This window comes from Lysobacter sp. Hz25 (assembly GCF_046097045.1).
In the GTDB taxonomy this organism is placed as follows: Bacteria; Pseudomonadota; Gammaproteobacteria; order Xanthomonadales; family Xanthomonadaceae; genus Lysobacter; species Lysobacter antibioticus_B.
The window spans coordinates 5,034,204-5,057,918 of record NZ_CP175666.1 but is presented as its reverse complement, the minus strand read 5'-3'; the positions used below and the strand labels follow the sequence as shown (position 1 = coordinate 5,057,918).

At 68.7% G+C, this 23,715-nt stretch carries 26 protein-coding genes; 19 read left to right on the top strand and 7 right to left on the bottom strand.

Features of this window, described 5'->3' with window-relative positions; all coding sequences use genetic code 11:
* Positions 1-297: 297 nt before the first annotated feature.
* The 9 genes from ACKN61_RS20845 (at position 298) to ACKN61_RS20805 (ending at position 8,044) form a co-directional block, all read left to right on the top strand.
* A complete protein-coding gene (locus tag ACKN61_RS20845; protein ID WP_057919231.1) occupies positions 298-855 on the top strand; it encodes an RNA polymerase sigma factor in 558 nt (185 codons plus the stop codon).
* 190 nt (positions 856-1,045) lie between these two features.
* On the top strand, positions 1,046-1,282 hold the full coding sequence (locus tag ACKN61_RS20840) for a RebB family R body protein (protein ID WP_031371088.1): 237 nt from the start codon (positions 1,046-1,048) through the stop codon (positions 1,280-1,282).
* Between the two features lie 901 nt (positions 1,283-2,183).
* Positions 2,184-2,570: a hypothetical protein gene (locus ACKN61_RS20835; protein WP_408953882.1), complete on the top strand. Its 387-nt coding sequence runs from the start codon at positions 2,184-2,186 to the stop codon at positions 2,568-2,570.
* A gap of 81 nt (positions 2,571-2,651) precedes the next feature.
* Entirely contained in the window at positions 2,652-4,907 is a 2,256-nt protein-coding gene (locus tag ACKN61_RS20830; RefSeq protein ID WP_408951049.1) for a hypothetical protein, read from the top strand.
* 48 nt (positions 4,908-4,955) lie between these two features.
* The gene (locus ACKN61_RS20825; RefSeq protein ID WP_408951048.1) at positions 4,956-5,357 is read left to right on the top strand and encodes a hypothetical protein; all 402 of its coding nucleotides are present in this window, start codon (positions 4,956-4,958) and stop codon (positions 5,355-5,357) included.
* On the top strand, positions 5,357-6,097 hold the full coding sequence (locus tag ACKN61_RS20820; protein ID WP_408951047.1) for a hypothetical protein: 741 nt from the start codon (positions 5,357-5,359) through the stop codon (positions 6,095-6,097). Before ACKN61_RS20825 ends, ACKN61_RS20820 begins: the two co-directional genes overlap by 1 nt.
* A 104-nt stretch (positions 6,098-6,201) precedes the next feature.
* Positions 6,202-6,525: a RebB family R body protein gene (locus ACKN61_RS20815; protein WP_031371092.1), complete on the top strand. Its 324-nt coding sequence runs from the start codon at positions 6,202-6,204 to the stop codon at positions 6,523-6,525.
* 140 nt (positions 6,526-6,665) lie between these two features.
* On the top strand, positions 6,666-7,001 hold the full coding sequence (locus tag ACKN61_RS20810; RefSeq protein ID WP_408951046.1) for a RebB family R body protein: 336 nt from the start codon (positions 6,666-6,668) through the stop codon (positions 6,999-7,001).
* A 275-nt stretch (positions 7,002-7,276) separates the two neighbouring features.
* Positions 7,277-8,044, top strand: a complete 768-nt coding sequence (locus ACKN61_RS20805) for a Crp/Fnr family transcriptional regulator (protein WP_408951045.1) — start codon at positions 7,277-7,279, stop codon at positions 8,042-8,044.
* A gap of 33 nt (positions 8,045-8,077) precedes the next feature.
* On the opposite strand, the gene ACKN61_RS20800 is transcribed toward ACKN61_RS20805, so the two are convergent.
* Positions 8,078-8,926 (bottom strand): arylesterase, encoded by an 849-nt coding sequence (locus ACKN61_RS20800; RefSeq protein WP_408951044.1) that lies wholly within the window; start codon positions 8,924-8,926, stop codon positions 8,078-8,080.
* A gap of 48 nt (positions 8,927-8,974) precedes the next feature.
* On the opposite strand from ACKN61_RS20800, the gene ACKN61_RS20795 reads away from it, so the two are divergent.
* Together ACKN61_RS20795 and ACKN61_RS20790 are read left to right on the top strand one after the other, a co-directional pair.
* On the top strand, positions 8,975-9,736 hold the full coding sequence (locus tag ACKN61_RS20795; protein WP_408951043.1) for an ABC transporter ATP-binding protein: 762 nt from the start codon (positions 8,975-8,977) through the stop codon (positions 9,734-9,736).
* A gap of 5 nt (positions 9,737-9,741) precedes the next feature.
* A complete protein-coding gene (locus ACKN61_RS20790) occupies positions 9,742-12,246 on the top strand; it encodes an ABC transporter permease (protein ID WP_408951042.1) in 2,505 nt (834 codons plus the stop codon).
* Positions 12,247-12,355: 109 nt separating this feature from the next.
* On the opposite strand, the gene ACKN61_RS20785 is transcribed toward ACKN61_RS20790, so the two are convergent.
* Both ACKN61_RS20785 and ACKN61_RS20780 read right to left on the bottom strand, forming a co-directional pair.
* Positions 12,356-12,613 (bottom strand): hypothetical protein, encoded by a 258-nt coding sequence (locus tag ACKN61_RS20785; protein ID WP_031371098.1) that lies wholly within the window; start codon positions 12,611-12,613, stop codon positions 12,356-12,358.
* 117 nt (positions 12,614-12,730) lie between these two features.
* Entirely contained in the window at positions 12,731-13,507 is a 777-nt protein-coding gene (locus tag ACKN61_RS20780) for a hypothetical protein (protein WP_408951041.1), read from the bottom strand.
* A gap of 89 nt (positions 13,508-13,596) precedes the next feature.
* Between ACKN61_RS20780 and ACKN61_RS20775 the strand changes: the two genes are divergently transcribed.
* Genes ACKN61_RS20775 through ACKN61_RS20765 form a run of 3 tightly spaced genes read left to right on the top strand, consistent with a single transcriptional unit; the run spans position 13,597 to position 16,071 of the window.
* Positions 13,597-14,676: a class I SAM-dependent methyltransferase gene (locus ACKN61_RS20775; protein WP_408951040.1), complete on the top strand. Its 1,080-nt coding sequence runs from the start codon at positions 13,597-13,599 to the stop codon at positions 14,674-14,676.
* The gene (locus tag ACKN61_RS20770) at positions 14,673-15,374 is read left to right on the top strand and encodes a pseudouridine synthase (RefSeq protein WP_408951039.1); all 702 of its coding nucleotides are present in this window, start codon (positions 14,673-14,675) and stop codon (positions 15,372-15,374) included. Before ACKN61_RS20775 ends, ACKN61_RS20770 begins: the two co-directional genes overlap by 4 nt.
* Before the next feature lie 49 nt (positions 15,375-15,423).
* On the top strand, positions 15,424-16,071 hold the full coding sequence (locus ACKN61_RS20765; protein WP_408953881.1) for an HAD family hydrolase: 648 nt from the start codon (positions 15,424-15,426) through the stop codon (positions 16,069-16,071).
* Positions 16,072-16,363: 292 nt separating this feature from the next.
* Here ACKN61_RS20765 and ACKN61_RS20760 read toward each other — a convergent pair whose 3' ends face one another.
* Both ACKN61_RS20760 and ACKN61_RS20755 read right to left on the bottom strand, forming a co-directional pair.
* Positions 16,364-16,918, bottom strand: a complete 555-nt coding sequence (locus ACKN61_RS20760) for a DUF1415 domain-containing protein (protein WP_408951038.1) — start codon at positions 16,916-16,918, stop codon at positions 16,364-16,366.
* Position 16,919: 1 nt separating this feature from the next.
* Entirely contained in the window at positions 16,920-17,402 is a 483-nt protein-coding gene (locus ACKN61_RS20755) for a YajQ family cyclic di-GMP-binding protein (RefSeq protein WP_031371104.1), read from the bottom strand.
* A gap of 134 nt (positions 17,403-17,536) precedes the next feature.
* Here ACKN61_RS20755 and ACKN61_RS20750 point away from each other — a divergent pair, with 134 nt between their 5' ends.
* From ACKN61_RS20750 to ACKN61_RS20735, 4 genes are all read left to right on the top strand, one after another.
* Positions 17,537-18,592, top strand: coding sequence for an NAD(P)-dependent alcohol dehydrogenase (locus tag ACKN61_RS20750; RefSeq protein ID WP_408951037.1), 1,056 nt, complete (start codon positions 17,537-17,539; stop codon positions 18,590-18,592).
* Between the two features lie 335 nt (positions 18,593-18,927).
* Positions 18,928-19,449 carry a DUF1453 domain-containing protein gene (locus tag ACKN61_RS20745; protein WP_408951036.1) on the top strand — a complete coding sequence of 174 codons (522 nt, stop codon included), beginning with the start codon at positions 18,928-18,930 and terminating at the stop codon, positions 19,447-19,449.
* Between the two features lie 237 nt (positions 19,450-19,686).
* Positions 19,687-20,571, top strand: a complete 885-nt coding sequence (locus ACKN61_RS20740; protein ID WP_408951035.1) for a DMT family transporter — start codon at positions 19,687-19,689, stop codon at positions 20,569-20,571.
* 143 nt (positions 20,572-20,714) lie between these two features.
* Positions 20,715-21,515, top strand: a complete 801-nt coding sequence (locus tag ACKN61_RS20735) for a VOC family protein (RefSeq protein WP_408951034.1) — start codon at positions 20,715-20,717, stop codon at positions 21,513-21,515.
* Between the two features lie 123 nt (positions 21,516-21,638).
* On the opposite strand, the gene ACKN61_RS20730 is transcribed toward ACKN61_RS20735, so the two are convergent.
* Together ACKN61_RS20730 and ACKN61_RS20725 are read right to left on the bottom strand one after the other, a co-directional pair.
* Complete coding sequence (locus tag ACKN61_RS20730; protein ID WP_408951033.1) at positions 21,639-22,271, bottom strand: OmpW/AlkL family protein; 633 nt, start codon at positions 22,269-22,271, stop codon at positions 21,639-21,641.
* Between the two features lie 140 nt (positions 22,272-22,411).
* Positions 22,412-22,849 carry a hypothetical protein gene (locus tag ACKN61_RS20725; protein WP_408951032.1) on the bottom strand — a complete coding sequence of 146 codons (438 nt, stop codon included), beginning with the start codon at positions 22,847-22,849 and terminating at the stop codon, positions 22,412-22,414.
* Between the two features lie 73 nt (positions 22,850-22,922).
* On the opposite strand from ACKN61_RS20725, the gene ACKN61_RS20720 reads away from it, so the two are divergent.
* Entirely contained in the window at positions 22,923-23,705 is a 783-nt protein-coding gene (locus ACKN61_RS20720) for a DUF2884 family protein (RefSeq protein ID WP_408951031.1), read from the top strand.
* The last annotated feature ends 10 nt before the right edge of the window (positions 23,706-23,715 follow it).

Genomic DNA, 23,715 nt, shown 5'->3' with positions numbered 1-23,715 from the left:
GGCGTACATCGAACATCGTTTGAAACGCCGCGCCGACGTGTCGCGGCGCACGCGCCTTCCGTGACGCTCGCAGCCTTGCCGCCCCGAGCGCGCAACGGGATCCGACGCGTATTGCGGACACCGGCGATGGTGACGAAATCGCAACACGTCGACGAAAACGGGAACGGAAGTCGCGTATCGCGACGGGGTGCGCAGTTCATCGCCCTCAGCAGCAGGCGCGTGTCACCCAAGTAACAGCCATCGCCAGACCCCCTAACCAGACTCGCTCTCAGGTGCTCGACACAGGAGAAGCGAGAGATGGAACGTCCCAAGAATGAGCGCGACGACCTCAAGGTCGCCGACGAAATGTTCGCCAACGCCTGGCGGATGTGTTTGCCCGAACTGGAGGCGCGTTCGCGCCGCTTCGCCGACGGCCAGCGCGACCAGGCCGAGGAACTGCTGGCCAATACCGCGATCAAGGCCCTGCTGTTCATGCGCCGCGCGCCGCAGACCGTGACCGATCCCTGCGGCTTCCTGTTCGTGGTGCTGCGTCACGTATTTCTCGACAGCGTGCGCCGTCGAGGTCGCGACCGCGAGGTGTTCGACCGCAACCGCGAGATCGACAGCGAAGCCAGCGGCTTCGCCCACGACGGCCTGTCGGCGCTGCAGAAGCTCGAACTGGACCAGCAACTCGATCGCGTCGTCGCCGCGGTCTCGCGCCTGAGCCGCGAACAGCGCCGCCTGTTCGCCTATCGCTTCATCGACGATCTGCCGTACCCGGTGATCGCCCAGAAATTCCAGATCAACCAGCCGCTCGCGCGCAAGCGCGTGGAGCTGCTGCGCAACCGCCTCAAGACCGCGATGGCGCGCGACTGAGCGCGCTCGTGCGAGCGAGGCGGAGACCTCGTTCGCGGGGCAGCAAGCGCATCGGTCAAATCTCGTTTCACAACGGTACTGGCCGGGCGTTCCTCCCAATCAGACCCACGACGAATAACGGAATGGACAGCGCGACCCCGGCGCCGGTCATGCCGACCCCCTTCAAACCGCACCATTCAAGGACAGGCTCATGGCCGACGAGACCTCCGTCAATTCGCAGATCACCGACGCTGTCACCCAAACCAACGTCAAGGTGGTCGCCGAAGCGCCCGCGCAAGCGATCGCATCCCTCTATCAAGTGTCCAGCCATTCGGCCGGCCTGTCGCTGCAGAACGCCGTACACAGCCAGCAAGTGCTCAACCAGATCTCGAGCGCGGTGGTGTCCAAGGCGGTTGCGTTGATCATGGCGATCGGGGAGAAGCCATGACGCTCGCTGCGTCGGCGATGGCGCCGGCGAGACGAGGGCATGAGCCGGTTCCCGCTCGCGACCCTCGTCGCGGGAGCGCCCGGCGATGAAACAAAGGCCCGGCAAGAACAAGAACGCGTCGGGCAAAAAAACGGCTCGCAACGCGGGCGCAGCGCCACCGCCAACACCGTCCGCACCGTCGATCGCATCGTCCACGCCGACACCCTCCACCGCGACGGCCAGCCCCACGCCGCCCGTTGCGGCATCCGCTGCCACACCGCCTATAGCGATACCCGCCGCCATGACCATCAACGCCACCACTCCGCCCGCACCGATCGATCCGCCTGCCGCCGATGCCGCCGCGGCCAGCGCCAGCGCGACGACTCCGGCACCGGCCGCCACCGCGCCGGCTGCCGCAGCGTCGCCTGCGCCTGCTGGGTCCGCTGCGCCGGCCGCGCCCGACCCGGCGAATACGTCGGCCGCGACCGCGGCAGCGGCCACTGCTGCGCCGCCGCCGAGCGACGCGCCGGCGGCGCCCGCGGCTGCCGCAGATACGCCGGCAACGACGCCGGCCGACGCGAGCGCAAGTGCGAGTCCGGCGACATCCGCTACGCCGGCCACGCCTGTCGATCCGAGCGCGCCGGCGGCTACGGCAACGCCCGCCGCTGCCGCACCCGCGTCATCGCCGTCGGCATCGACGGCACCAGCAGCGGGTGGCACGTCACCGAGCGATGCCGCCGCGACGTCGCCTGCCAGCGCCGCCGCGGCGCCGTCCTCGGCCGCCGCCGCGGGCACGCCGCCGTCGACTCCTGCGACGCCGCCGCCCTCGCCGCTGGCCGCGGCGCGCAGCCTGGCGGTCGCCAAGAGCGTCGATCCGCCGACGCCGGCCCCGCCGCCGACCGACGCGCTCAATCAGCAGATCGTGCAGGCGGTCCAGTTCACCAACGCCGAGACCGCATCGTATGCGCCGTCGCAGATCGCGACCGGGCCGGACATGATGATCAGCCAGGCCGCCGGTCTGGTGGCGCAATCGGCCGCGGCCTATTTCGACGGCGTCAGCAAGATCGCGCTGGCCAGCCAAGGCATCCTGATGCGGCAAATGACCCAGGACCTGGTCGACAACCAGCTCGAGAAAGCCGCCGAGGACGCGTTGGGCATTCTCGCCACCGACATCCTCATGGGCGCGGCCGCCGCCGTCGCCGCCGCCGCCGGTGCGATGGAAGCCGAGTCGGCGAGCTTCGCCATCGACCGCATCGATTCAAGCATCGCCAAGTACTCCTCGCTGCTGCAGAACCGCAAGGGCAGTTGACCGCCGCGCCGTCCCGCGCGGGCGTGAACGCACGCCCGCGTCGGCCCGCCGTCGCCGCACCGCACCCACAGGACCCGGGCCATGGCTTATTTCGCCTTGCCGTCGCTGACATTGCCGAGCTATCGCTTCGACTACCACAACCGTTTCGCCGGCATCCTGCCGGTCGAAGATGCGGCGTCGGTGGCCGGCGACGCGCTGCAATTGCCGGTCGCGTACAAGGTGCAGGGCCGCGACGGCACGGTCGAAGTGCAGGCCACGGTCGCCATCGCCAAGGGCCAGCAACTGTCGCTGGCCGCGGCCTTCGGCGGCGGCGATGCCGACGACGCCCAGGCCGGTCGCGGCGCGGTGTCCTTGTTTCTCAAGGCGCTGTTGTGGATGGAGGAGAGCAATCCGCTCGCCACCGTGGCCGCCAGCGGCAACCGCGCGCGCTACGAGCGCGGCGAATGCATCGCCGAGAGCCTCTACATCGCCTGCGTCTGCCTGACCCGTTGGTTGGGCCTGAACCTGCGCCGCGGCATCGCCGCCACCGATCCGGTGCTGTACAAGACCGTGCGCGGCGCACTCGAAGCCCTGGCCAAGGGCGCGAAGCCGAACGCCTCGACGACGCTCGACCAGCTGATGCCGGCCTTGCGTTACTTCAACCGCAATATCTATAGCGCCGGCCAATACACGCCGTTCGACGATGCCTGCTGCGCACGCTCGTTCGCGATCAAACAGCTGCGCGCCGAGCCCGATGGCGAAACACGCTATCTGCAGTGGATGGCGATGAGCCTGCGCTATCTCGAACAGCAGGGCGTCGCCCATGTGCAGACGGCCATCGGCGAGGACGAGATCCGCGCGGCCAATGCGGTCGTGGCGAGCTACAACCGGGCCCGCCAGACCCAGTACAAGCTGCTGGCGCGGACCTCGGCGGTCGACGCCGGCGCGCAGGCGCTCGAACGCGATCTGAGCGCCAGAATTCTGCCCTTGTTCGAAGACCCGAGCCTCGGCGAGGTGATCGGCATCGACCTGCCCGGCAGCGAGCACAGGGGCGGCCACTACGCCGAGTTGTTCGCGTTTTTGACCGCGCAGCTGCAGGTTCAGCCGAGCCCGGAGCTGACCCGTTTCTTCGGTGCCGGCGCGGGCGCGCGTGCCTTGCAACTGACCAACCGCATCCAGTGCGGCGAAGACGAGGGCCTGTCTTCGGACAATCGCTCGGCGATCGGCTATGCCATGGCCTATTCGTTGCGGTTGCCGGCGACGGGTTTCTATCGCGCCTATTCGGACTATGTCTTCGCCTGCCTCGCCGCGGCCAAAGGGCGCCAGGCCGAGGAGGCGCGCGACAGCGCGGGCATGCCGCCGCATCGGGCCCACGACGTCTCGGGATTGTTCGACGAGATGTTCCGCAACGACAGCCTGACCTGCGACGGCCTGGCCCTGCGCCGCTACGACATCGCCAGTGCGCGCACGCGTGAACGGGTCGACTCCGCCGGCAAACGCAACACGATGGCCTTATGCGAATCGCTGGATCTGCCGTCGTCGGAGCAGGGCCCGAACTATTACGAGCTGCTGACCGCGAACGCCAGCCTGTTGGGGTTCCGTCTCGGCGGCGTCTGCCACTACCGCAGCTTCGTCGCCGCCAAGTACCCCTTCATCGCCTTCGACACGCACTTGGGCGGTCATGCGATCACCGGCGCCCCGGGCTGGTTCGCTTCGACCCAGGGCGGCCTCGACGGCCATGTCGACACCGACCTGCTGCGCGTCGCGAGCGACAGGTTGATGTTCACCGGCCTGCAGGCCCTGAGCGCCGCGCAGATCGCCCAACTCATGAGCCTGGTGCGCGGTGCCGCGACGCTGGCCGATCTGTTCGTCGCCGGCAAACCGGTGATCCAGGAGCAATTGGCCGCGGCGATGGCGCTGATCGCCAGCGTCGCCAACCTCGACCGCGCCTATGCCGCATTCCAGGCCTTGGTCGAAGCCCTGGCCGGCGACAGCGGCGTGCGCAGTGTCTGGTTCGCGGCGCTGTGCCGGGCCCTGAACCTGTTCATCAACTGGCGCTCCTACCTGCTCGGCTCGGATGCGCAAGGCCTCGAACACAGCGATATCCAGGACGAATTCCTGCGCGCGATCGTGCTGCTGGCCTACGACCTGGTGCCTTTCGAGGCCTCCGCGTCGAGCCAGGGCAACGTCGGCGCGCAGTTGCAACAACTGGTCGCCAGCGTCTCGGCTGCCTACTGGCAGGCCACGGTCGGCCCGCTCGCGGGTTTTGCCGGCACGCGGCAAATCACCGCGTCGATCGCCGGATACAAGGCGCCGGCGTCCGTCGTCACCGTCACGCGCAAGCCCAGCCCGGCCTGATCGGCGACCGCATTGCGTATCGCATCCCTTGTAAGACCGGAGTTCGCAATGGACGAGAATCTGCATTACCTGCTGCACGAGGAACTGGAAGGTCTGTTCGATCTGCCGGCGGTCAAGGCTGCGCAAGCGGCGTCGCAACAGGCGGTGGAGCAGGCCGTATCGGCGGCGCACGCCGCATCGAGCGAGGCGATGGAGCACGCGCTCGCGCCGGCATCGGCGCCGCCGGTGGCGCCGGCGACCGCGCCGGTAGCGGATCCGGCGGCGCCGGCCGAGCCGGCCGCGGACGGCGGCGAGCTGATCGAGCGCTTCCTGCGCCCGGACGTGCTCGAAGCGCTGACGAAACTGGCCGGGGTGTCGCCCGAGCAGGTCCTGACGGCCTTGGCCAAGCTGGTCGGCGTGCAGCCCCAGCAGGTGCTGAGCGCGTTGCTGAAGCAGTTGGGAGCGCGCTGATGTCCGCCGCCCCTCCCGATGCGAGCTTCGCCAGCGCAGCGGCCGTCAACGGCGCCGCGCTCAATGGCGCCGCGCTCAATGGCGCCGCGCTCAGCCGAACCGCCGCCGATCCGATCCGCACCGAACTGGACCATCACGTCGGCCTGTTGGCCTTGCACGTGCTCGGCCGCGAACTCAGCGACAGCGAACGCGTGCAGGTGAGCGCGGCGCTGGATGCGATCGATGCCGATTCCAAGGCGCGCGCAGCGGCGCCGGCCGGCGCGCCGACGGTCGGACAGCTCGGCCGTTCGCAGGCCGGCAACCTGATCGAATCCGGCCGCCAGCGCATCGAGGACGTGATCGAGCAAAGCCTGCGCCGCACCCAGGCGACGGTGCGCAAGGATGCGCGCGCCGAGCGCGAAGCCGAGGCGGCGGTGCTCGGCGCGGTCGAACGCGCCACCTCGCTCGACGATCTGCGCCCGCCCAGGCCGCCGCCGGGCAGCGCAGGCGCCGCCGCCGGCGAGCGGCCGATGATCGCGCAGATCGCCGATCAGCTCGCGCACCTGGTCCAGATCGAAGTCGAGGCCTGCTTCGACAAACAGTTCGGGCCGCTCGCCAAACAACTGCAAAGCGTGATCGACGCCGCGAAGGACAACGGCCTGATCCCGAAGACCCAGAATTCCGCGCCATCGGACCAGTCGCGTACCGATGCGGAAAACAGCGGGAATTCCGCTGCAAAACCCGATCGGGACAACAACTAAAACACGCCGCCAAGGCGCCAGCATCGGCTTCACAACGCGATAGATGACTCGTTCTTCCAACACGTACGGCATCGGCCGTACTTCATCCCTCCAAGGAGTTCAACATGGCTTTCCCTACCGCCGTCAACGATCAAATCACCGATGCCGTCACCCAGTCCAACGTCAAGGTCATCGGCGAGGCGCCCGCCTTCGCGATGGGCTCGATCTACCAGTCGATGGCCCACTCGACCGGCATCCTGTTCGAGAACGCCGTGTCCGCGCAGCAGCAGCAGAACACGCTGGCGCAGGCGGCGGCCAACCAGGGCGTGATGCAGATCTACAGCCTCGACACCACCGCCGCCGCCGGCGCGACCGAAAAGATCGCCCAGACCGGCGTGTCGGACAACCTGACCAGCCTGCTGACCGTGCTGCGCGCGTTCAAGCCGTAATCGGTTCGATTCGCATACCCCGCAGCCGTTCGGGCCTGACCGCGACGGTCAGGCCGCAGATGCCGGTCCGCGCTCGCGCTGAGCCGGGCCGGCATCCGGGCTCATTCGCTTTCCAGTAATCGCCAACCGAGGATTTCTTCATGGCCTTTCCCACCGCAGTCAACAACCAGATCACCGACGCCGTCACCCAGTCCAACGTCAAGGTCATCGGCGAAGCGCCGGCCTTCGCCATGGGTTCGATCTTCCAGGCCGCCGCGCACTCCACCGGCATCCTGTTCGAGAACGCGGTTTCCTCGCAGCAGCAGCAGAATTCGCTGTCGCTGGCCGCCGCCAACCAGGGCGTGATGCAGATCTACAGCGTCGACACCACTGCCGCCGCAGGCGCCACCGAGAAGGTCGCCCAGACCGGCGTGTCGGACAACCTGACCAGCCTGTTGACCGTGCTCACCTCGTTCAAGCCGTCGCCGTACGCGTAATCCGCAAGGGACACGATGCCGGGCCGCTGCTGGCGCCGGCATCGTACCGGCTCCTGCGTGCCGGGTTCGCGCTGGCGACGCCGCAACGGCGCCGCATCTCCGACACAGCTCGATCGACGGATCTCGCCGCTCGCCGCAGGCTCCGAACGCAGACGATCCACAGGGGGCGTTATGCAACGTGCCATCGGCCGCATGCGCGGCCATCATGATCGCGGCTTCGTCGCCGCCCGGACCTACGCAACCGCCAGCTCGGGCACGCGGCCGCCCGTATGTGCGTGACACTCGAAGACAACATCGCCGTGCGCCGGCGCCGCTGGGGCCTGGATCGCTGCAATCTCCTGCGCGGTTTGCCGGCGACGCTGCTGGAACACATCGCCCGTCATTCCACCGAACTCAATCTCGAAGAAGGCGATGCGCTGTTCTTCAAGAACGATTCCAGCGACTTTCTCGCTTTCGTCATCCACGGGCGGATCTACAAGCTGCTGTACGGTCCCGACGGCCAGGAGCTCATCGTCGACACCATCGAAAGCGGCGAAACGGTGGACGAAACGCCGTTGCTCGACAATCACTCGCATACCTTCACCGCGGTGGCCTACAGTCCGACCCGCGTGCTGTTGCTGTCGCGCCGCCACTTCCCGAGCCTGACCGCGGACCCGGCGGTCATCGAACGCGCCCATGCCTCGTTGTGCATGCGCTTGCGGCAAGCGGTGGAAAGCCTGGAGACGATGTGCCTGCATCGCCTGGAGTCGCGTCTGGCGAGGTATCTGTTGTCGCTGATGCGCTCGCAGACGCGTCCGCGCGAGGACAGTTTCGAGGTCGCCCTGCCGCCCACCCAGAGCATCCTGGCGGCGATGGTCAACGCCAGCCGGCCCAAGTTGAACGCGCAGTTGCAAACCTGGCACCGCAGCGGCCTGGTCAGCCGCAAGCGCAACATCCTGCGCATCAACGACATCGACCAGTTCCGCTGCAAGGCCTATCTCGGACGCGACGCCGAGAAGCCGCACGCACGGGCCCGTTCTACCGCGGCCCGCCACAGCGCCTGAAGCGGACGCCCTCGCGCCCGTTTCGACCCGCAGCTACTTCAACATCGGCCCGAGCCGAGTCCACACGTGATCGCGCAGCTTCGGCTGCGCGCTCGCGATCGGGTGCAGGTTGTCGGCCTGGAACGCGGCGCGGTCGAGGGCGATCGGTTCGAGCAGGAACGGCAGCAAGGCGGTGCCGTGCTGGTTCGCCAGTTCGCGGAAGTTGCGCTCGAAGCCCTGGGTGTACTCCTTGCCGAGGTTCGGCGGCATGCGCATGCCGATCAGCAGCACCTGTGCCTTGGCCGCCTTGGCCGCGGCGATCATGCGTTCGAGGTTGGCCCGGCTCTGCGCCAGCTGCAATCCGCGCAGGCCGTCGTTGGCCCCTAGTTCGATCACCACGACGGCCGGACGGTTGCGCTGCAATTCGCCGGCGATGCGCGAGGCGCCGCCGGCGGTGGTTTCGCCGCTGATGCTGGCGTTGACCACCTTCCAGCCGGGCTTGGTCTTGGCGATGCGCTCGGCGGTCAGCGCCACCCAGCCTTGCGAGGCGGCCAGGCCGTAGCCGGCCGACAGCGAGTCGCCCATGAACAGCACGGTGCGTGCCGCCTTGGCCGCCGGTGCGGCGACCGCAGGCTTGGCCGAGGCTCGTGGGGCGGTCGCCGGTTGAGCCTGCAGCGGCGCCCAAGCGCTCAGCAGCACGGCCGCGGCCAGCAGCGCGGCGCGGGCGCCACGACCAACGGCCCATTGAACGCGGCCCGGCGATGCCACATATCGTTCTTTCCGGGCCGCGATATCGCCGGCCGGGCCGCAGGTGCGGTCCGGGGCGGTGCTGGCGACGGTGGAGCTCGCGTCGTCGAGATCCCCGAAATCGAAGCCCCCGCGGTTGCAGTTCTTAAAACTCATTTAATAACGTCTCCCGAAGATACGGCGAGGCAAGCAGATAGGACGATCATGGCAGCTTCCAACCTGGCCGATTCGATCATGGCCGATTCCATCGTGAAGGGTCGCGACGGGACGCACGCTGAAGCGGTATCGCGTGCGGCGGTGCCGACCCTCGAGGTCGACCGGCTGAGCAAGCGCGTGGCGCTGCCCTCGGGCGAACTCACGATCCTCGATGGGGTCGGATTTTCGATCGCCAAGGGCGACACCGTGGCGATCGTCGGTGCCTCCGGCTCCGGCAAGAGCACCCTGCTGTCGTTGATGGCGGGCCTGGACTCGCCGAGCAGCGGCACGGTGACGCTCGACGGCGAACCGATTTCCTCGCTCGACGAGGACGGCCGCGCGCGCGTGCGCAGCGAGAAAGTCGGCTTCGTGTTCCAGAGCTTCCAGCTGTTGCCGTCGCTGACCGCATTGGAAAACGTGATGCTGCCGCTGGAACTGCGCGGCGACCGCGATGCCTTCGCGCCGGCGCAAGCCATCCTGACCAAGGTCGGCCTGGGCCAACGCCTGGATCATTACCCGCGCCAGTTGTCCGGCGGCGAGCAGCAGCGCGTCGCCCTTGCGCGCGCCTTCGTGACCCGGCCGTCGTTGTTGTTCGCCGACGAGCCCACCGGCAATCTCGACACCCACACCGGCCAGGCGATCATCGAATTGCTGTTCGAACTCAACGCCGATGCCGGCACGACCTTGGTGCTGGTGACCCACGACGAGCACCTGGCCGAGCGCTGCCATCGCCGCATCCGCCTCGACAGCGGCCGCCTGGTGCAGGAGTGAGCGGCATGCCCCGCACCGTGTCCCTGGCGTGGCGGCAACTGCGCCGCGACCTCAAGGCCGGCGACGTGCGCATCCTGCTTGCGGCGCTGGTGTTGGCCGTGCTGGCGGTGACCGCGGTCGGCTTCGTCACCGATCGCGCCGAACGCGCGTTGACCATCGAAGCCAACCGCCTGCTCGGCGGCGATGCGGTGATCCGCGCCGATCACCCGATCGAAGGCGCCCTGCGCCGGGCGGCGTCGGTGCCGGCGCTGCGCCGCGCCGAAGCCACCGAACTGCAGACCATGATCCGGGTCGGCGAACGCCTGCAACTCGGCGATCTGCGCGCGCTCGGCGAAGGCTTTCCCTTGCGCGGCAGTTTCCGCATCGTCGATCGCGCCGGCGGCGCCGAACGCGATGCGCAGGGCGTGCCGGCGAAGGGCACGGTGTGGATGAGCCGCGCCGGCGCCGACACGCTCGGCGCGCAGATCGGCCAGAGCATCGCGATCGGCGATTCCAGCCTGCGCTTGGCCGCGCTGGTGGTGCAGGAACCGGATGCCTCGCTCGACTATTTCAACATCGCGCCGAAGGTGTTCCTCAACGCCGGCGATCTGCCCGCGACCGGGCTGGTCCAGCCCGGCAGCCGCATCCGCTATCGCCTCGTCGTAGCCGGCGCGCCCGGTGCGGTCGAGCGTTTCGTCGCCGCGGCCAAGCCCGCGCTGCAACGCGGCCAGCGCCTGGAAACCATCTCCGACGCGCGTCCGGAAGTGCGTTCGGCGCTCGACCGCGCCGGCCGTTTCCTCGGTTTGGCCGCGCTGGTCTCGGTGGTGCTGGCGGCGGTCGCGGTGGCGATGGCCGCGCGCCGCCACAGCGAGCGCCATTTGTCCGGCACCGCGGTGATGCGTTGCCTCGGCGCCAGCCAGCGCACCCTGGTCGGCATCCACGTCGGCGAGATGGTGCTGCTGGGCTTGATCGCGAGCGCGATCGGTGTCGCGCTCGCCTTCGGCCTGCAATGGCTGATCGGCGGTTGGCTGGAACAGGCCTTGAAGATGTCGATCCCGGGCGCGGGCTGGTTGCCGGCGGTGCAAGGCTTCGGTGTCGGCATGGTGGTGTTGCTCGCCTTCGGCGCGCCGCCGGTGCTCGCGCTGCGGCGCGTGCCGGCCCTGCGCGTGCTGCGTCGCGATCTCGATCCGACCGAGCCCAGCGCCTGGGTGGTCGCGATCGTCGGCCTGCTCGGGCTCGGCGCGCTGCTGTGGTGGAAGGCCGGTTCGGTCGCGCTCGGCGCGGCCATGCTCGGCGGCATCGCCGCGACCCTGGCGGTGCTCGCTTTGCTGGCCTGGGGCCTGATCGTGGTGGTGCGCCGCCTGCGTTCGCGCTTGCGCGGCAGCCTGCGCTACGGCCTGGCCAACGTCAGCCGCCGCGCCGGCACCAGCATCGCCCAGGTCTCGGCGCTCGGCCTGGGCCTGATGGCCTTGCTGCTGCTGACCTTCGTGCGCACCGATCTGCTCGATCGCTGGCAGCTGTCGTTGTCGGCCGATGCGCCGAACCGCTTCATCATCAACGTGCAGCAGGACCAGATCGCCGACGTGCGCCGTTTCATCGGCGAGCAAGGCCTGCCGGCGCCGACCCTGTTTCCGATGATCCGCGGGCGCCTGGTCGCGCACAACGGCAAGGCCGTCACCGGCGCCGACTATGCCGAGCGCGGCGAGCGCGCCAAGCAATTGGCCGAGCGCGAATTCAATCTGTCGGTCGCCGACAGCCTGCGCTCGGACAACAAGATCGTCGACGGCACGTTCTGGGCCGCGCGAAAGCTCGCCCGGCCCGAGGTTTCGGTCGAAGAAGGTTTCGCCGAGGAGCTGGGCTGGAAGCTCGGCGACAAGGTCGGCTTCGACATCGCCGGGCAGAACTTCCAGGCCACCGTCACCAGCCTGCGCAAGGTCGATTGGGAAAGTTTCCGCCCGAACTTCTTCGTCATCGCTTCGCCCGGTTCGCTCGACGGTTATGCGGCGAGCTACATCACCGCGATGAACGTGCCGGCCGAGCGCACGCGTTTCACCTCGCAGTTGGTCGAACGCTTCCCGAACCTGTCGGTGATCGACATCGACCAGGTGCTCAAGCAAGTGCGCAGCACCGCCGACCAGGTCTCGACCGTGGTCGAGGTGGTGTTCTATTTCTCCCTGGTCGCCGGCGTGCTGGTGTTGATGGCGGCGGTCAGCGCGAGCCAGGACGAACGCTTGCTCGAAGGCGGGGTGATGCGCGTGCTCGGCGGCAGTCGGCGCCAGTTGCGCCTGGCCCAGGCCTCGGAGTTCGCCGCGATCGGTCTGTTGTCCGGTTTGACCGCGGCCATCGCTGCCTCGGTGCTGGCCGGCGTGGTCGCGGTGCAGGTGTTCGATCTGCCCTGGGAATTCGACGCGCGCATGGCCGCGTTCGGTGCCGCCGCGGGCGTGCTGGCGGCCCTGGCGGCCGGCATGTTCGCCACTCGCCGGGTGCTGGACGCGCCGCCGTCGGTGACCTTGCGCGAATTGCAGGGTTGAGTTCGGCGAGCCGATCTCACTGAACCTCGGCTTCGATAAGCCCCTCTCCCGCGTGCGGGAGAGGAGTTGGGTGAGGGCGCGCGCAGCGGTGAGGCTTACCGATCTTGGGTCACTCGCTGACCTGCGGCTCCGCCTGGAACCGGCGCGCATAGCCGCGCTCCTGCGCGACCCGCTCGACCTCGCCGTCGGCAAGGTCCGGCGCCGCATACACCGCATAGACCGTATCGTTCTGCCGCAAGCCGACGTGGTGCAAGCGGTAACGCGAGTGGCCGCTGCCGGTGTCGGGCGGGTAATGGCGCGGCGGCGTGCCGTCGTCGAGATCGAGTTCGCTGTTGTCGACGGTGCCGCCGATGAAAAGGGCTCGCATCGTGGGTCGCTCCTTGGGCTGGACGATGTTCCATCCTCGCGGTCGCGGCGTTGCGTGGCGATGAAGCCGCTGTTGCGCAGTCGCAAGGACGCCGCGGCGCGAACGCGCCGACGACGATCACTCGCCCGGCGAGAGATGGCCGGAAAACACCCGATGCCGCGGGTGCAGGCGCAACCACAAGGTCTGCACCAGCAACAACACGGCGATCGCCACGGCGCCCCAGGCGGCGATCTGCGCGCCCCGCAAGACCGACCCGGATTGTTCGACGTAGACGCCGGCCAGGCCCCATAGCGCGGCGATCGTATAACCGGTGTTGCCGCGCATGCGCGCGTTCAACAGCAACAGCAGCGCGGCGGCTGCGGCCAGCAGCACCAGGCTCCAGGCCAGCATGTCGTCGGTCGGCAACAGGCGATAGGCGACGATCACCTGAGCGGTGTTCAGGAACGCGGCCAGGCTCAGCCAGCCGGCATGCAAGGAGATCGGGAACTTGGCCCAGGCGACCTGCCCGGGCAGGGGGTGGCTGTCGCGCGACAGCAGCACCGCGCAGCGGGCCAGGCAGGCCAGCGCCAGCCAGATCACCGCCAGGGCCAGCCAGAACCACTGCTGGGAGAAGATCGGCATCCACAGCGCGGTCAGGGTGAAGCCGGCGGCCGCGGCCGGGCGCAGCCGGCGCAGGCTGTCGGCATCGCGATATCGCGCGCGCAGCTGCCAGAAAGCGAAAATCAGGTCGCCAAGGAAGATCGGGCCCCAGATCGCGAAGGCGTAACCGGCCGCGACCAGCAGGGTGGGGTAGCGGTCGGAGATCGTGCCGTTGTCGGGGCCGAACACGCCCTGTTGGGAAAACCAGGCCACCGCGGGCATCAACAGGGCCGCAATCAGGACGGGCAGGCGCATGAAGCATGCATTCCGTTGGATGCGATGCCGACACCCTAGCGCGGTCGCGCGTAAAATCCGTGCGATGACCGCCATTCAGAATTCCCCGCATGCGCGTTGACCGCTCCGACGACGCGCTCGACACCCTCTTCCAGCCCCTCGCCGACGGCGTGCTGCGCTGGCCCGAACAGGGCAGCGCGCTGTTCCTGCACGCGCGCGACGGCATCGGCCTGCGCCAGCAGCCGCGCCCCGGCCTGGTCTGCGAACAGGGCTTCAAGCCCGAAGTCGACGCCTTGCACCGCGCCGGCCTGGACACGGTCGACCTGGATACGCTCGACCCGGCCCGGCGCTTCCCGCTGGTGCTGGTGCTGCCGCCGCGCCAACGCGACGAGGCGCGCGCGCTGTTCGCCCAGGCGATCGCGCGCACCGCGCCCGGCGGGCGCGTGCTCGCCTGCATGCGCAACGACGAGGGCGCGCGTTCCGGCGAAACCGACCTGGGGCGCATCGCCGGCCCGGTCGGCAGCCTGTCCAAGCGCAAATGCCGCGCGTTCTGGACCGCACCGCTGGACGGCGCGGCCGATCCGGCCCAGGCCGCGGCCTGGGCCGCGTTCGACGCGCCGCGCGAGATCCTCGGCGGCCGCTTCGTCAGCCGCCCCGGCGTGTTCGCCTGGGACCGCATCGACGCCGCATCGGCCCTGCTCGCCGCGCACCTGCCGAGCGATCTGCGCGGCCGCGCGGCCGATCTCGGCGCCGGCTACGGCTATCTTTCGGCCGAATTGTTGGCGCGTTGCCCCGGCATCGTCGCGGTGGACCTGTACGAAGCGCAGGCGCGCGCGCTGGCACTGGCGCGGACCAATCTGTCGCGCGTGGCGACGACGGCCGAGCTCGAATTCCACTGGCACGACGTCACCGCCGGCCTCGACCGCGGTTACGACGTGATCGTCAGCAACCCGCCGTTCCACGGCCAGGGCCGCGACGAGCGCCCCGACCTGGGCCGCCGCTTCATCGCCGTCGCCGCCGAAGCGTTGAACCCCGGCGGCCGCCTGTGGCTGGTGGCGAACCGCCATCTGCCCTACGAATCGGTGCTCGACGAGCGCTTCGGCCAGGTCCGCATCGTCGCCCAGCGCGGCGGCTTCAAGGTCGTCGAAGCGATCAAACATTCGAAGGCTCCGGGCAAGGCGCGCGCATGAAACTGGTCAAGCTGATCGCCAACCTGGGCTATGGCAGCCGCAAGGACGTCACCGCGATGTTCCGCTCCGGCCGCATCACCGATGCGCAGGGCGAGGTGCTGTACGCCGACGACAAGGTCGCGCACGAGGCGATCCGCCTCGACGGCGAGCCGCTCGATCCGCCGGCCGGCCTGACCCTGCTGTTGCACAAGCCGGTCGGCTACACCTGCTCGACCAAGGACCCCGGGCGCATCGTCTACGACTTGCTGCCGCCGCGTTTTCGCGCGCGCTCGCCGTTGTTGTCCTCGGTCGGACGGCTCGACCGCGAGACCAGCGGCCTGCTGTTGTTCACCGACGACGGCGGTCTGCTGCATCGGATCGTGTCGCCGAAGGCGCAACTGGCCAAGGTCTACGAGGCCACGCTGGCCGCCGATCTGCGCGGCGACGAGGCCGCGATCTTCGCCAGCGGCGAGCTGATGCTGGAGTCGGAACAGACGCCGTTGGCGCCGGCCGTGCTCGACGTGGTCGCCCCGCGCCAGGCCAGGCTGACCCTGACCGAAGGCCGCTACCACCAGGTGCGGCGCATGTTCGCCGCGGTCGGAAACCATGTCGAAGCCCTGCACCGCAGCCGCATCGGCGGTTTGTCGCTGGGCGATCTGCCGAGCGGGCAATGGCGCAGGCTCGACGCGTCCGATATCGAGACCTTATTCCGTGGCTGAGTCCGGATTGCCGCCGATCGATTTCGTCCCGGACGCGGTGTTGTTCGATATGGACGGCCTGATGCTGGACAGCGAGCGGGCGATGCTCGAGACCTGGCGCGCCGCCGCGGTGGAGGAATCGGTCGAGGCCGACGACGCACTGTGGCTGAGCATGGTCGGCATGCACGATCGCGCCAGCCACGCGCTGCTGGCCGAGCGCCTCGGCGCCGACACCGCGCTGCGCCTGCGCGACGCCGGCGACCGCCTCTACGACGCGCGCGTCGTCGCCGGCCTGCCGATCAAGAGCGGCTTGATCGACCTGCTGGACCTGCTCGATGCGCACGGCATCCCGAAGGCGGTCGCGACCTCGACCCGCCGCGAACGCGCGCTGGCGAAGCTGGCCTCGAGCGGCTTGATCGAGCGGTTCGCGGTGATCGTCACCGGCAGCGACGTCGAGCATCCGAAGCCGGCGCCGGACATCTATCTGTTGGCTGCACGGCAGCTCGGCGTCGATCCGCGCCGTTGCCTGGTGCTGGAAGATTCCGAGCCCGGCGTGCGCGCCGCGCTCGCCGCCGGCGCAACGCCGATCCAGGTGCCCGATCTGGTTCCACCGCGCGCGGAATTGCGCGGCCTGGGGCACCGCATCGCCGAGTCGCTGGTGCAGGCGCGCGTTTTGCTGGATAGGGCGCTGGGCGCACGCGAGGCCGCTGCGGGCTAGGCGCGGGCTGGTCGGATTGGGGTAGAGCAAGAGCAAATCCCCCCCTGGCCCCCCTTTGCAAAGGGGGGAAGTGCTTCGGGGCAGGTGCTCTTCGCCCATCGGGTGTATTCGCTGCTCGCGGACTTTCAAGCGGATGCGAACGTGCTAGCCGTAGCGAGCCGCCAGCGGCCCCGAGTCTGCAACCTGCCAGCGAATCCATACATCAAGTCGCGCTGGCTGTTCCCCCCTTTGAAAAAGGGGGCTAGGGGGATTTGCTCTGTTCCGCCCGTCGCGTCGCCGTCCAGGGAGCGAATCAACCCGCCATCAGCTTGCGCCAGCCCTCCAGGCCGAGCTTTTCCAAGGTCGCCAGATTGCGTTCGACGATCACGTCCGGATCGGGGAAGGCCGCGACCGCGCGTTCGACGCTGGCTTCGCGCAACAGGTGCAAGGTCGGGTAGGGCGAGCGGTTGGTGCAGTTGCCGACGTCGTCATAGGCGGTATCGGCGAACTGATAGTCGGGGTGGAAGCTGGCGACCTGGATCTCGCCTTCCAGGTCCAGCGCGGCGACCGCGCCATCGGCGAGTTCCAGGAAATCGTTGAAGTCCAGGAACTCGTTCAAGACCTGCGGATGGATCAGCACGGTGGTGTCGATCCGTTCCGGGTCGCTCTGTTCCAGCAGCACCAGCTCCGAGGCCAGCTCTTCCAGCAGGGCTTCGGTGGTCGTCGCCTCGCTGAGGACGAAACGCACCTGGCCCTTCGCCAGCACCGCCTTGGCGAAGGGGCACAGATTCAGGCCGATCACGGCGCGCTCCAGCCAGCGCCGGGTCGCCGCGATCGGGTCGTCGCCGGACGGGGCCATCGCGCTCATCTCAGTCGCGGAAGTTGTCGAACTGCAGCGGACGCTCGAATTCGCCGCCCTTGAGCAGCGCCATGACCGCCTGCAGATCGTCGCGCTTCTTGCCGGTGACGCGCAGCTTGTCGCCGTTGATCTGGGTCTCGACCTTGAGCTTGGCGTCCTTGATGGTCGCGGCGATCTTCTTCGCCAGCTTCTGCTCGATGCCCTGCTGGACGGTGATCTTCTGGCGCGCGCGGGCCAGGTTGGTCTCGACGTCGCCGAATTCCAGGCAACGGGCGTCGATGTTGCGCGCGATCAGGCGCGCGCGCAGGATCTGGGTCATCTGCTCGAGCTGGAATTCGCTCGGCGCCGACTGGGTGATGCTCTTGTCGTCGAGAACGAACTCGGCATCGACGCCCTTGAAATCGAAACGGTTGCCGAGTTCGCGGTTGGCTTGGTCGACCGCGTTGGTGAGTTCGTGGGTGTCGACTTCGGACACGACGTCGAAGGAAGGCATGGCACACTCGCTGGGGGGAGAACCGGCAAAGGGTAACGCAAGCGCGGGGGCGATATGCACTGTTGCGGCGGGCCGACGCCCCGCTCATCGGGGCGCCGATAAACTCCGTTCACCCATCTCCAGGATCCGACCTCATGCTCAAAACCGCCGCCTACGCCGCCGTCGATGCGCGCACGCCGTTGGCTCCGTTCTCGATCGAGCGCCGCGAGCCGGGCCCGAACGAGGTCCTGATCGACATTCTCTATTGCGGCGTCTGCCATTCCGACATCCACCAGGCCCGCGACGAGTGGGGCGGTTCGGCCTTCCCGATGGTGCCGGGCCACGAAATCGTCGGCCGGGTCGCCCGGCTCGGCGCCAACGTCAAGAGCTTCCAGCTCGGCGACGCGGTCGGCGTCGGCTGTTTCGTCGATTCCTGCCGCGAATGCCCGCAGTGCCGGGCCGGCGAGGAGCAGTACTGCGACCAGGGCATGACCGGCACCTACAACTCGCGCGAGCGCGGCACCGGGGCGCCGACCTACGGCGGCTATTCGACCCGCATCACCGTCGACCAGGACTACGTGCTGCGCATTCCCGAGTCGATTCCGCTGGATCGCGCGGCGCCGCTGTTGTGTGCCGGCATCACCACCTATTCGCCGTTGAAGCACTACGGGGTCAAGGCCGGCGACGAAGTCGCGGTGGTCGGCCTCGGCGGCCTGGGCCATATGGCGGTCAAGATCGCGGTGGCGATGGGCGCGCGGGTGACCGTGCTCAGCACCTCCGAGTCCAAGCGCGAGGCGGCGCTGGCGTTGGGCGCGCACGCCTTCGCCGCCACCCGCGACAAGGCGACCTTCAAGACGTTGTCGCGTTCCTTCGATTTCATCATCGACTCGGTGTCCGGCGATCACGATTACAACGCCTACCTGGGCCTGTTGAAGTTCGACGGCACCATGGTCCTGCTGGGCATTCCGGAAACGCCGTCGACGGTCGCCGCGGGCGCGCTGATCATGCAGCGGCGCAAGCTCGGCGGCTCGCTGATCGGCGGCATTCGCGAAACCCAGGAAATGCTGGATTTCTGCGCCGAACACGGCGTGGCCTCGGACATCGAGCTGATCGACATCGCCCAGATCAACGAGGCCTACGAGCGCATGATCAAGGGCGATGTGCGCTACCGCTTCGTCATCGACATCGCCAGTCTGGGCCAGGCGGCCTGAGGCGAGTCCGGGACGGCCGCCGAACCGCGGCCGTCGTTCTCGACTTCGTCGTCCCCGGCACGGCCGCCTTCCCGATTCCGTCATCCCCGCGAAGGCAGGGATCCAGGGCTCGTCCGAGTAGAGCGCTGAAGTCTCTACGTCCAAGGCCCGGCCAGGGCGCATCGCGCCCTGGCGTTCACGGACGTGCGAGCCGGTGGCTCGCACGCACGTCCGCTCACCCCCGCCTGCGCCGGGATGACGGGCAAGGGCGGAGACCCCACGGACCGCACCCCGGCTTCAGCGCCGCGTCGGCGTCTTCGCGCGACGTCGGCAGGGCCTACCGCTAAGCTGCGGCCATGCCCCTGTTGCTGCTGATTCCGCTGGCCTTGCTGCTCCTGCTGATGCTGTGGGCGGTGCTGTTGCCGCTCGGGCTGATCCAGCGCTATCGCTACGGCAAGGCCCGGCGCCGGGCCCTGCCGTGGGCGGTGCGGCTGGCGGCGGCCTTGTCGCTGCTGTCGCTGCTGATCTTCTTCGTCAGCGCCTGGCTGGTCGGTTACTGGATCGCCGATGCGCCGTTGTATGCCGCGCTCGGCTGGGGCGGGGGCCTGTTGCTCGGTGTGCTCGGCGTCTACCTGACCCGCTTCGAGTACGAGGCCCAGGGCCTGTACTACACGCCGAACCGCTGGCTGATCCTGGGCCTGACCCTGGTGGTCGCGGCGCGGATCGTGTTCGGCCTGTGGCAGGCCGCGCATGGCTGGAGCGACCATGCCAGTTGGTTGCCGCGGCAAGGCAGCCTGCTCGCGGTCGGCGGCCTGCTGCTCGGCTACTACCAGGCCTACAGCGTGGGGCTCGGGCGCCGGCTGCGCCGGCGCGGCTGATCCTGCTCTGCCCCGGCCGGCTTTGTTGACGCCGGCTTTGTTGACGCCGGCTTTGTCGACGCCGGCCCGGTCGGCATCGTCGCGGTCTCCATCGCGTCCGCCTTCGGCCGGATGACGCGCGCAGGCGCGGCGGGCAAGATAGACGGTCCCGCTTCGATCGGCCGACATGTCCTTCTCGTCACGCCACCGCTTCACGCCCTGCGCCGAGCGCGCCGCTTGCGCCGGCCCGCGCTCGTCATGAGTGCGGCGCATCCGCATCGCCGTCGCGCGATGGCGACCATGCTGGTCGCGGTGGTGATGTTCTCGATCATGGACGCGCTGCTGAAGCTGCTGTCTGCGCACTACCAACCCTTCCAGGTCGCCGCCTTGCGCGGTGCGTCTTCGCTGCCGTTCGTGCTGACCTGGGCCTTGGCCAGCGGCGGGCTGAAGCCCTTGCTGCGGGTGCGCTGGTCGCTGCACCTGCTGCGCGGCGTGCTCGGCATCGGCATGATGGCGACCTTCGTCTACGGCGTGCATCGGTTGCCGCTGTCGACGACGTATTCGATCTTCTTCATCGCGCCCTTGCTGATCACCGCGCTGTCCGGGCCGATCCTCGGCGAACGGGTCGGGCCGCGGCGCTGGGTCGCGATCGGCATCGGCCTGATCGGCGTGCTGGTGCTGCTGCGGCCGAGCGGCGAGGGCATGCTGAGCCTGGCCGCGCTGGCGGTGCTGGCCGCGGCGTTGGGCTATGCGGTCAGCGCGATCACCGTGCGCCTGCTGTCGCGCACCGACAGCACTCAGGCGATGATGGTCTGGCTGATGGTGATGTTGACCCTCGGCGCCGGCGCCCTGGCCCTGCCGGCCTGGGCGCCGATCCGCGGCGAAGACCTATGGCTGATCGCCGGCCTCGGCGTCGCCGGTTCGATCGGGCAATACGCGGTCACCGAAGCCTTCCGCCTCGGCGAGGCCTCGCTGATCGCGCCGCTGGAGTACACGGCCTTGATCTGGGGCGTATTGCTCGACCTCAGCTTGTGGGGCGTGTTGCCCGATTCGACGACCTGGATCGGCGCCGCCATCATCGTCGCCAGCGGGCTGTATTTGCTGCGCCGCGAACGCGTCCACGTCGAGGCCGAACATCCCTGAGCGCGGTGCGGTTCTGGCCGAGGCTCACCGAAACTCCTGCTGTCTCACCCAAGGCACCGCAGCGCGGCGCTTTCGCCGCAGCGCGCCATGACGATTTCTTCGCCACGGCGTAGTGTCGAGGGGTAGTCAGGGGGAGAGCCACGATGACCTCGCTCGTCCACGCGCCGGGAGCGCCGTGTTGGTTCGAGTTGGCGACCGACGACCAGGTCGCGGCCGAGGCTTTCTATTGTGCTTTGTTCGGTTGGACCACCGAACGCACCCCGATGCCGGACAGCAGTCCGTACACGATCTTCAAGCTCGACGGCCACGACGTCGCCGGCGCTTACAGCCTGGTGCCGGGCGCCTGGCCGGGGCCGGACGGCAGCAGCGTGCCGCATTGGGGCGTGTATTTCCGCGCCGCCGACTGCGACAGCGTCGCCAAACGCGCCGTCGCGCTGGGCGGGCGTTTGATCGCCGCCCCGTTCGAGCTCATGGAGCATGTGCGCATGGCGGTGTGCAGCGATCCGGAAGGCGTCGCCTTCCTGCTCGCCCAGCAGCGCGCGCATCCCGGTGTCGACCGCCTCGGCGTCGACAACGCCGTGTGCTGGGCCGAACTGGCGACGCGCGACCTCGACCGCGCCGAAGCCTATTACCGCCGCCTGTTCGGTTGGCGCATGCAGGCGCAGCCGGCCGCGGCGAGCGGCTACCGGGTGTTTTCCGACGATCGGCGCAGGCTCGGCGGCCTGATGCAGATGGGACCGGAGTGGGGCGACATGGCGCCGCATTGGTCGATCTATCTGCAGGTGCACGATGTCGATGCCTGCGCCGCGCGCGCGGTGGCGCTCGGCGGCCGCATCCTGCTGGCGCCGTTCGACGCCGGCGCCGACCGCATCGCGCGCTTGAGCGATCCGAGCGGGGCCGCGTTCTACCTGATCCGCGTGGCCGATCCGCGCGCATTCGGCTGAGCGTTGGCCTGAGCGTTGGCCTGAGCGCCGGCGGCGATAACGCACTCAACGACAGCGGTCGAAACGACAACGGGCTCCCGAAGGAGCCCGTTGGGTGTTGCGTAAAACGATGCGATCAGGCGATCAGAAGCGCGCGCCGACACCGATACCGAGGGTCACCGGGTTCAGCTCGGCTTCGCCGACGTTGAGGCCGTTGAGCTTCACGTCCGACTTGCCCTGCATGTAGCGCACGTCGGCGCGGGCGAACCAGGTCGGGTTGATGTTGAGGTCGACACCGGCGGTCGCCATCGCGCCCTTGGCGGTCTCCACGCCCAGACGCTGGCCGGCGATCGGGGTCTCGTTGCTGTAGTTGGCTTCGTAGTAGCCCAGGCCCACGAACGGACGCACGATGCTGTCGGCGGTGCGGAAGTGGTACTGGCCGCTCAGCGCGATCGGCTGCGAATCGACGCTGCCGATCTTGCCGCCGCCGGCGTTGACGCGATGACCGAACTTGTCGGCTGCGCCCCACGCCTCGATGGCGATGTTGTCGTTGATGTAGTAGCTGGCGCTGAGCGTGGCCGCGCCTTCACCGTCGAGATCGGTGCGTACGCCGCCGATCAGCGGGTTCTTGGTCGGCTGGCTGAGCGCGTAACCGCCGACGATGGCGAAGCGCTTGCCGCTCGCGGTGTCGGTGGTGGCGGAATCCTGAGCGAAGGCGGCCGGGGCAAAGGCCATGGCGCCCATCAGGGCAAGGGTCAAATGACGAAAGCGCATCATGGAGATATCTCCTGTTGTTGTGTTGTGTCGATGCCTTGGGGGAGGCGAGGCGCAAGATAGCCATGCACGCATGAACCGAACTTGCCGCGCGAACGCGGGTGAAGGAACTTTCACGCGCGCATCGTGTTAGACACGTGTTTTCAAGGGAAAAATGAACAAAATGAACCGTGCGCGACTTGCATGAACCTGCGTTCATCTCGTAACGCATGCACGCGAAAAATCATCGCTTGCGAGCGTTGTCCATGCGCAGGGATTCGTCGCGGATCGCACGCGGCGCAAGGGTTTCGCGTATTCGCCGCGACCGATGAACGATGTCGCGCCGCGCTGGCGCGTTCTTTGTCGACGCGGTGTCGAGCGATCGGATTGCGCAGAGTCGCCGCATCGACCTGCCACGCCTGCTTCCCTGCATGGGCGATCGGCGAACCGGTGCGTTCCATGCCGGGAACGCAATGCACACCCGTATCGGCGCATTTGCGCGGCGATCGGCCTGGATCGGCCTGGATCGGCGCAGAGCAGGCGACCCGTCCGTCGACCCAACCGCCACAGCCGGCAAGGCCAACGGCCATGACGAAGGTCACGCCGCCCATCGGCACGGGCCGGCGCGGCGGCGCTGCGGCATCCTGAACGCACTCCACCGTCGAGGACCCGACGATGCGCCCGTCCCACACGTTTCGATTGACCGCCCTGGCCGCACTGACGCTGGCCTGCGGTTCGAGCTTCGCCTCCAACATCCATGTCGACGCCAGCTGCGAGATCGACAGCGGTTATTTCCTGAGCCTCAACGAGCGCAGCCTGATCCTGACCCGCGAGAGCGGCGAGCCGAAGGCCATCGTGATGCGCCAGGGCCGCTTGTTCGTCGACGACCGCTGGGTCGCGCTCGACGCCGCCGATGCGCGCCGCCTGGCCGAGTTCGAACGCGGCACCCGCGCGGCCATGCCGGAAGCGCAGCTGATCGGCCGGGAAGCCGCGGGCATCGCCTTCACCGCGCTCGGCGAGGTCGCCGCGGCGCTGGGCAATCATCCCGAGCGCACCCGCGCCCATGTCGAGAAGGCGCGCCAGCAGCTCGACGCCCGTCTGAGCCGCGTGATCACCCCGACCCACTTCAGCGGCAAGGCGCTCGGCGACGGCATCGGCGATGCGCTCGGCGACACCCTGCCGACGGTGATCGGCGAGGTCGTCGGCGGCGCGGTCACCGCGGCCTTCAGCGGCGATGTCGCTCGCCTGCAGAAGCTCGACGACCTGGATGCCAGGATCGAAGCCGCGGTGCAGCCGCGCGCCGATGCGCTCGGACGCCGCGCCGAAGGCCTGTGCCGGCAGATGCGCGCACTCGACGTACTCGAGAACGCACTGGAATACCGCTACCAGGGCCAGCCGCTGGACCTGCTGCAGGTCGAGTCGGCGCCGGCCAAGTCGGGCAAATCCGCCAAGCCGTGACCGGCGCACG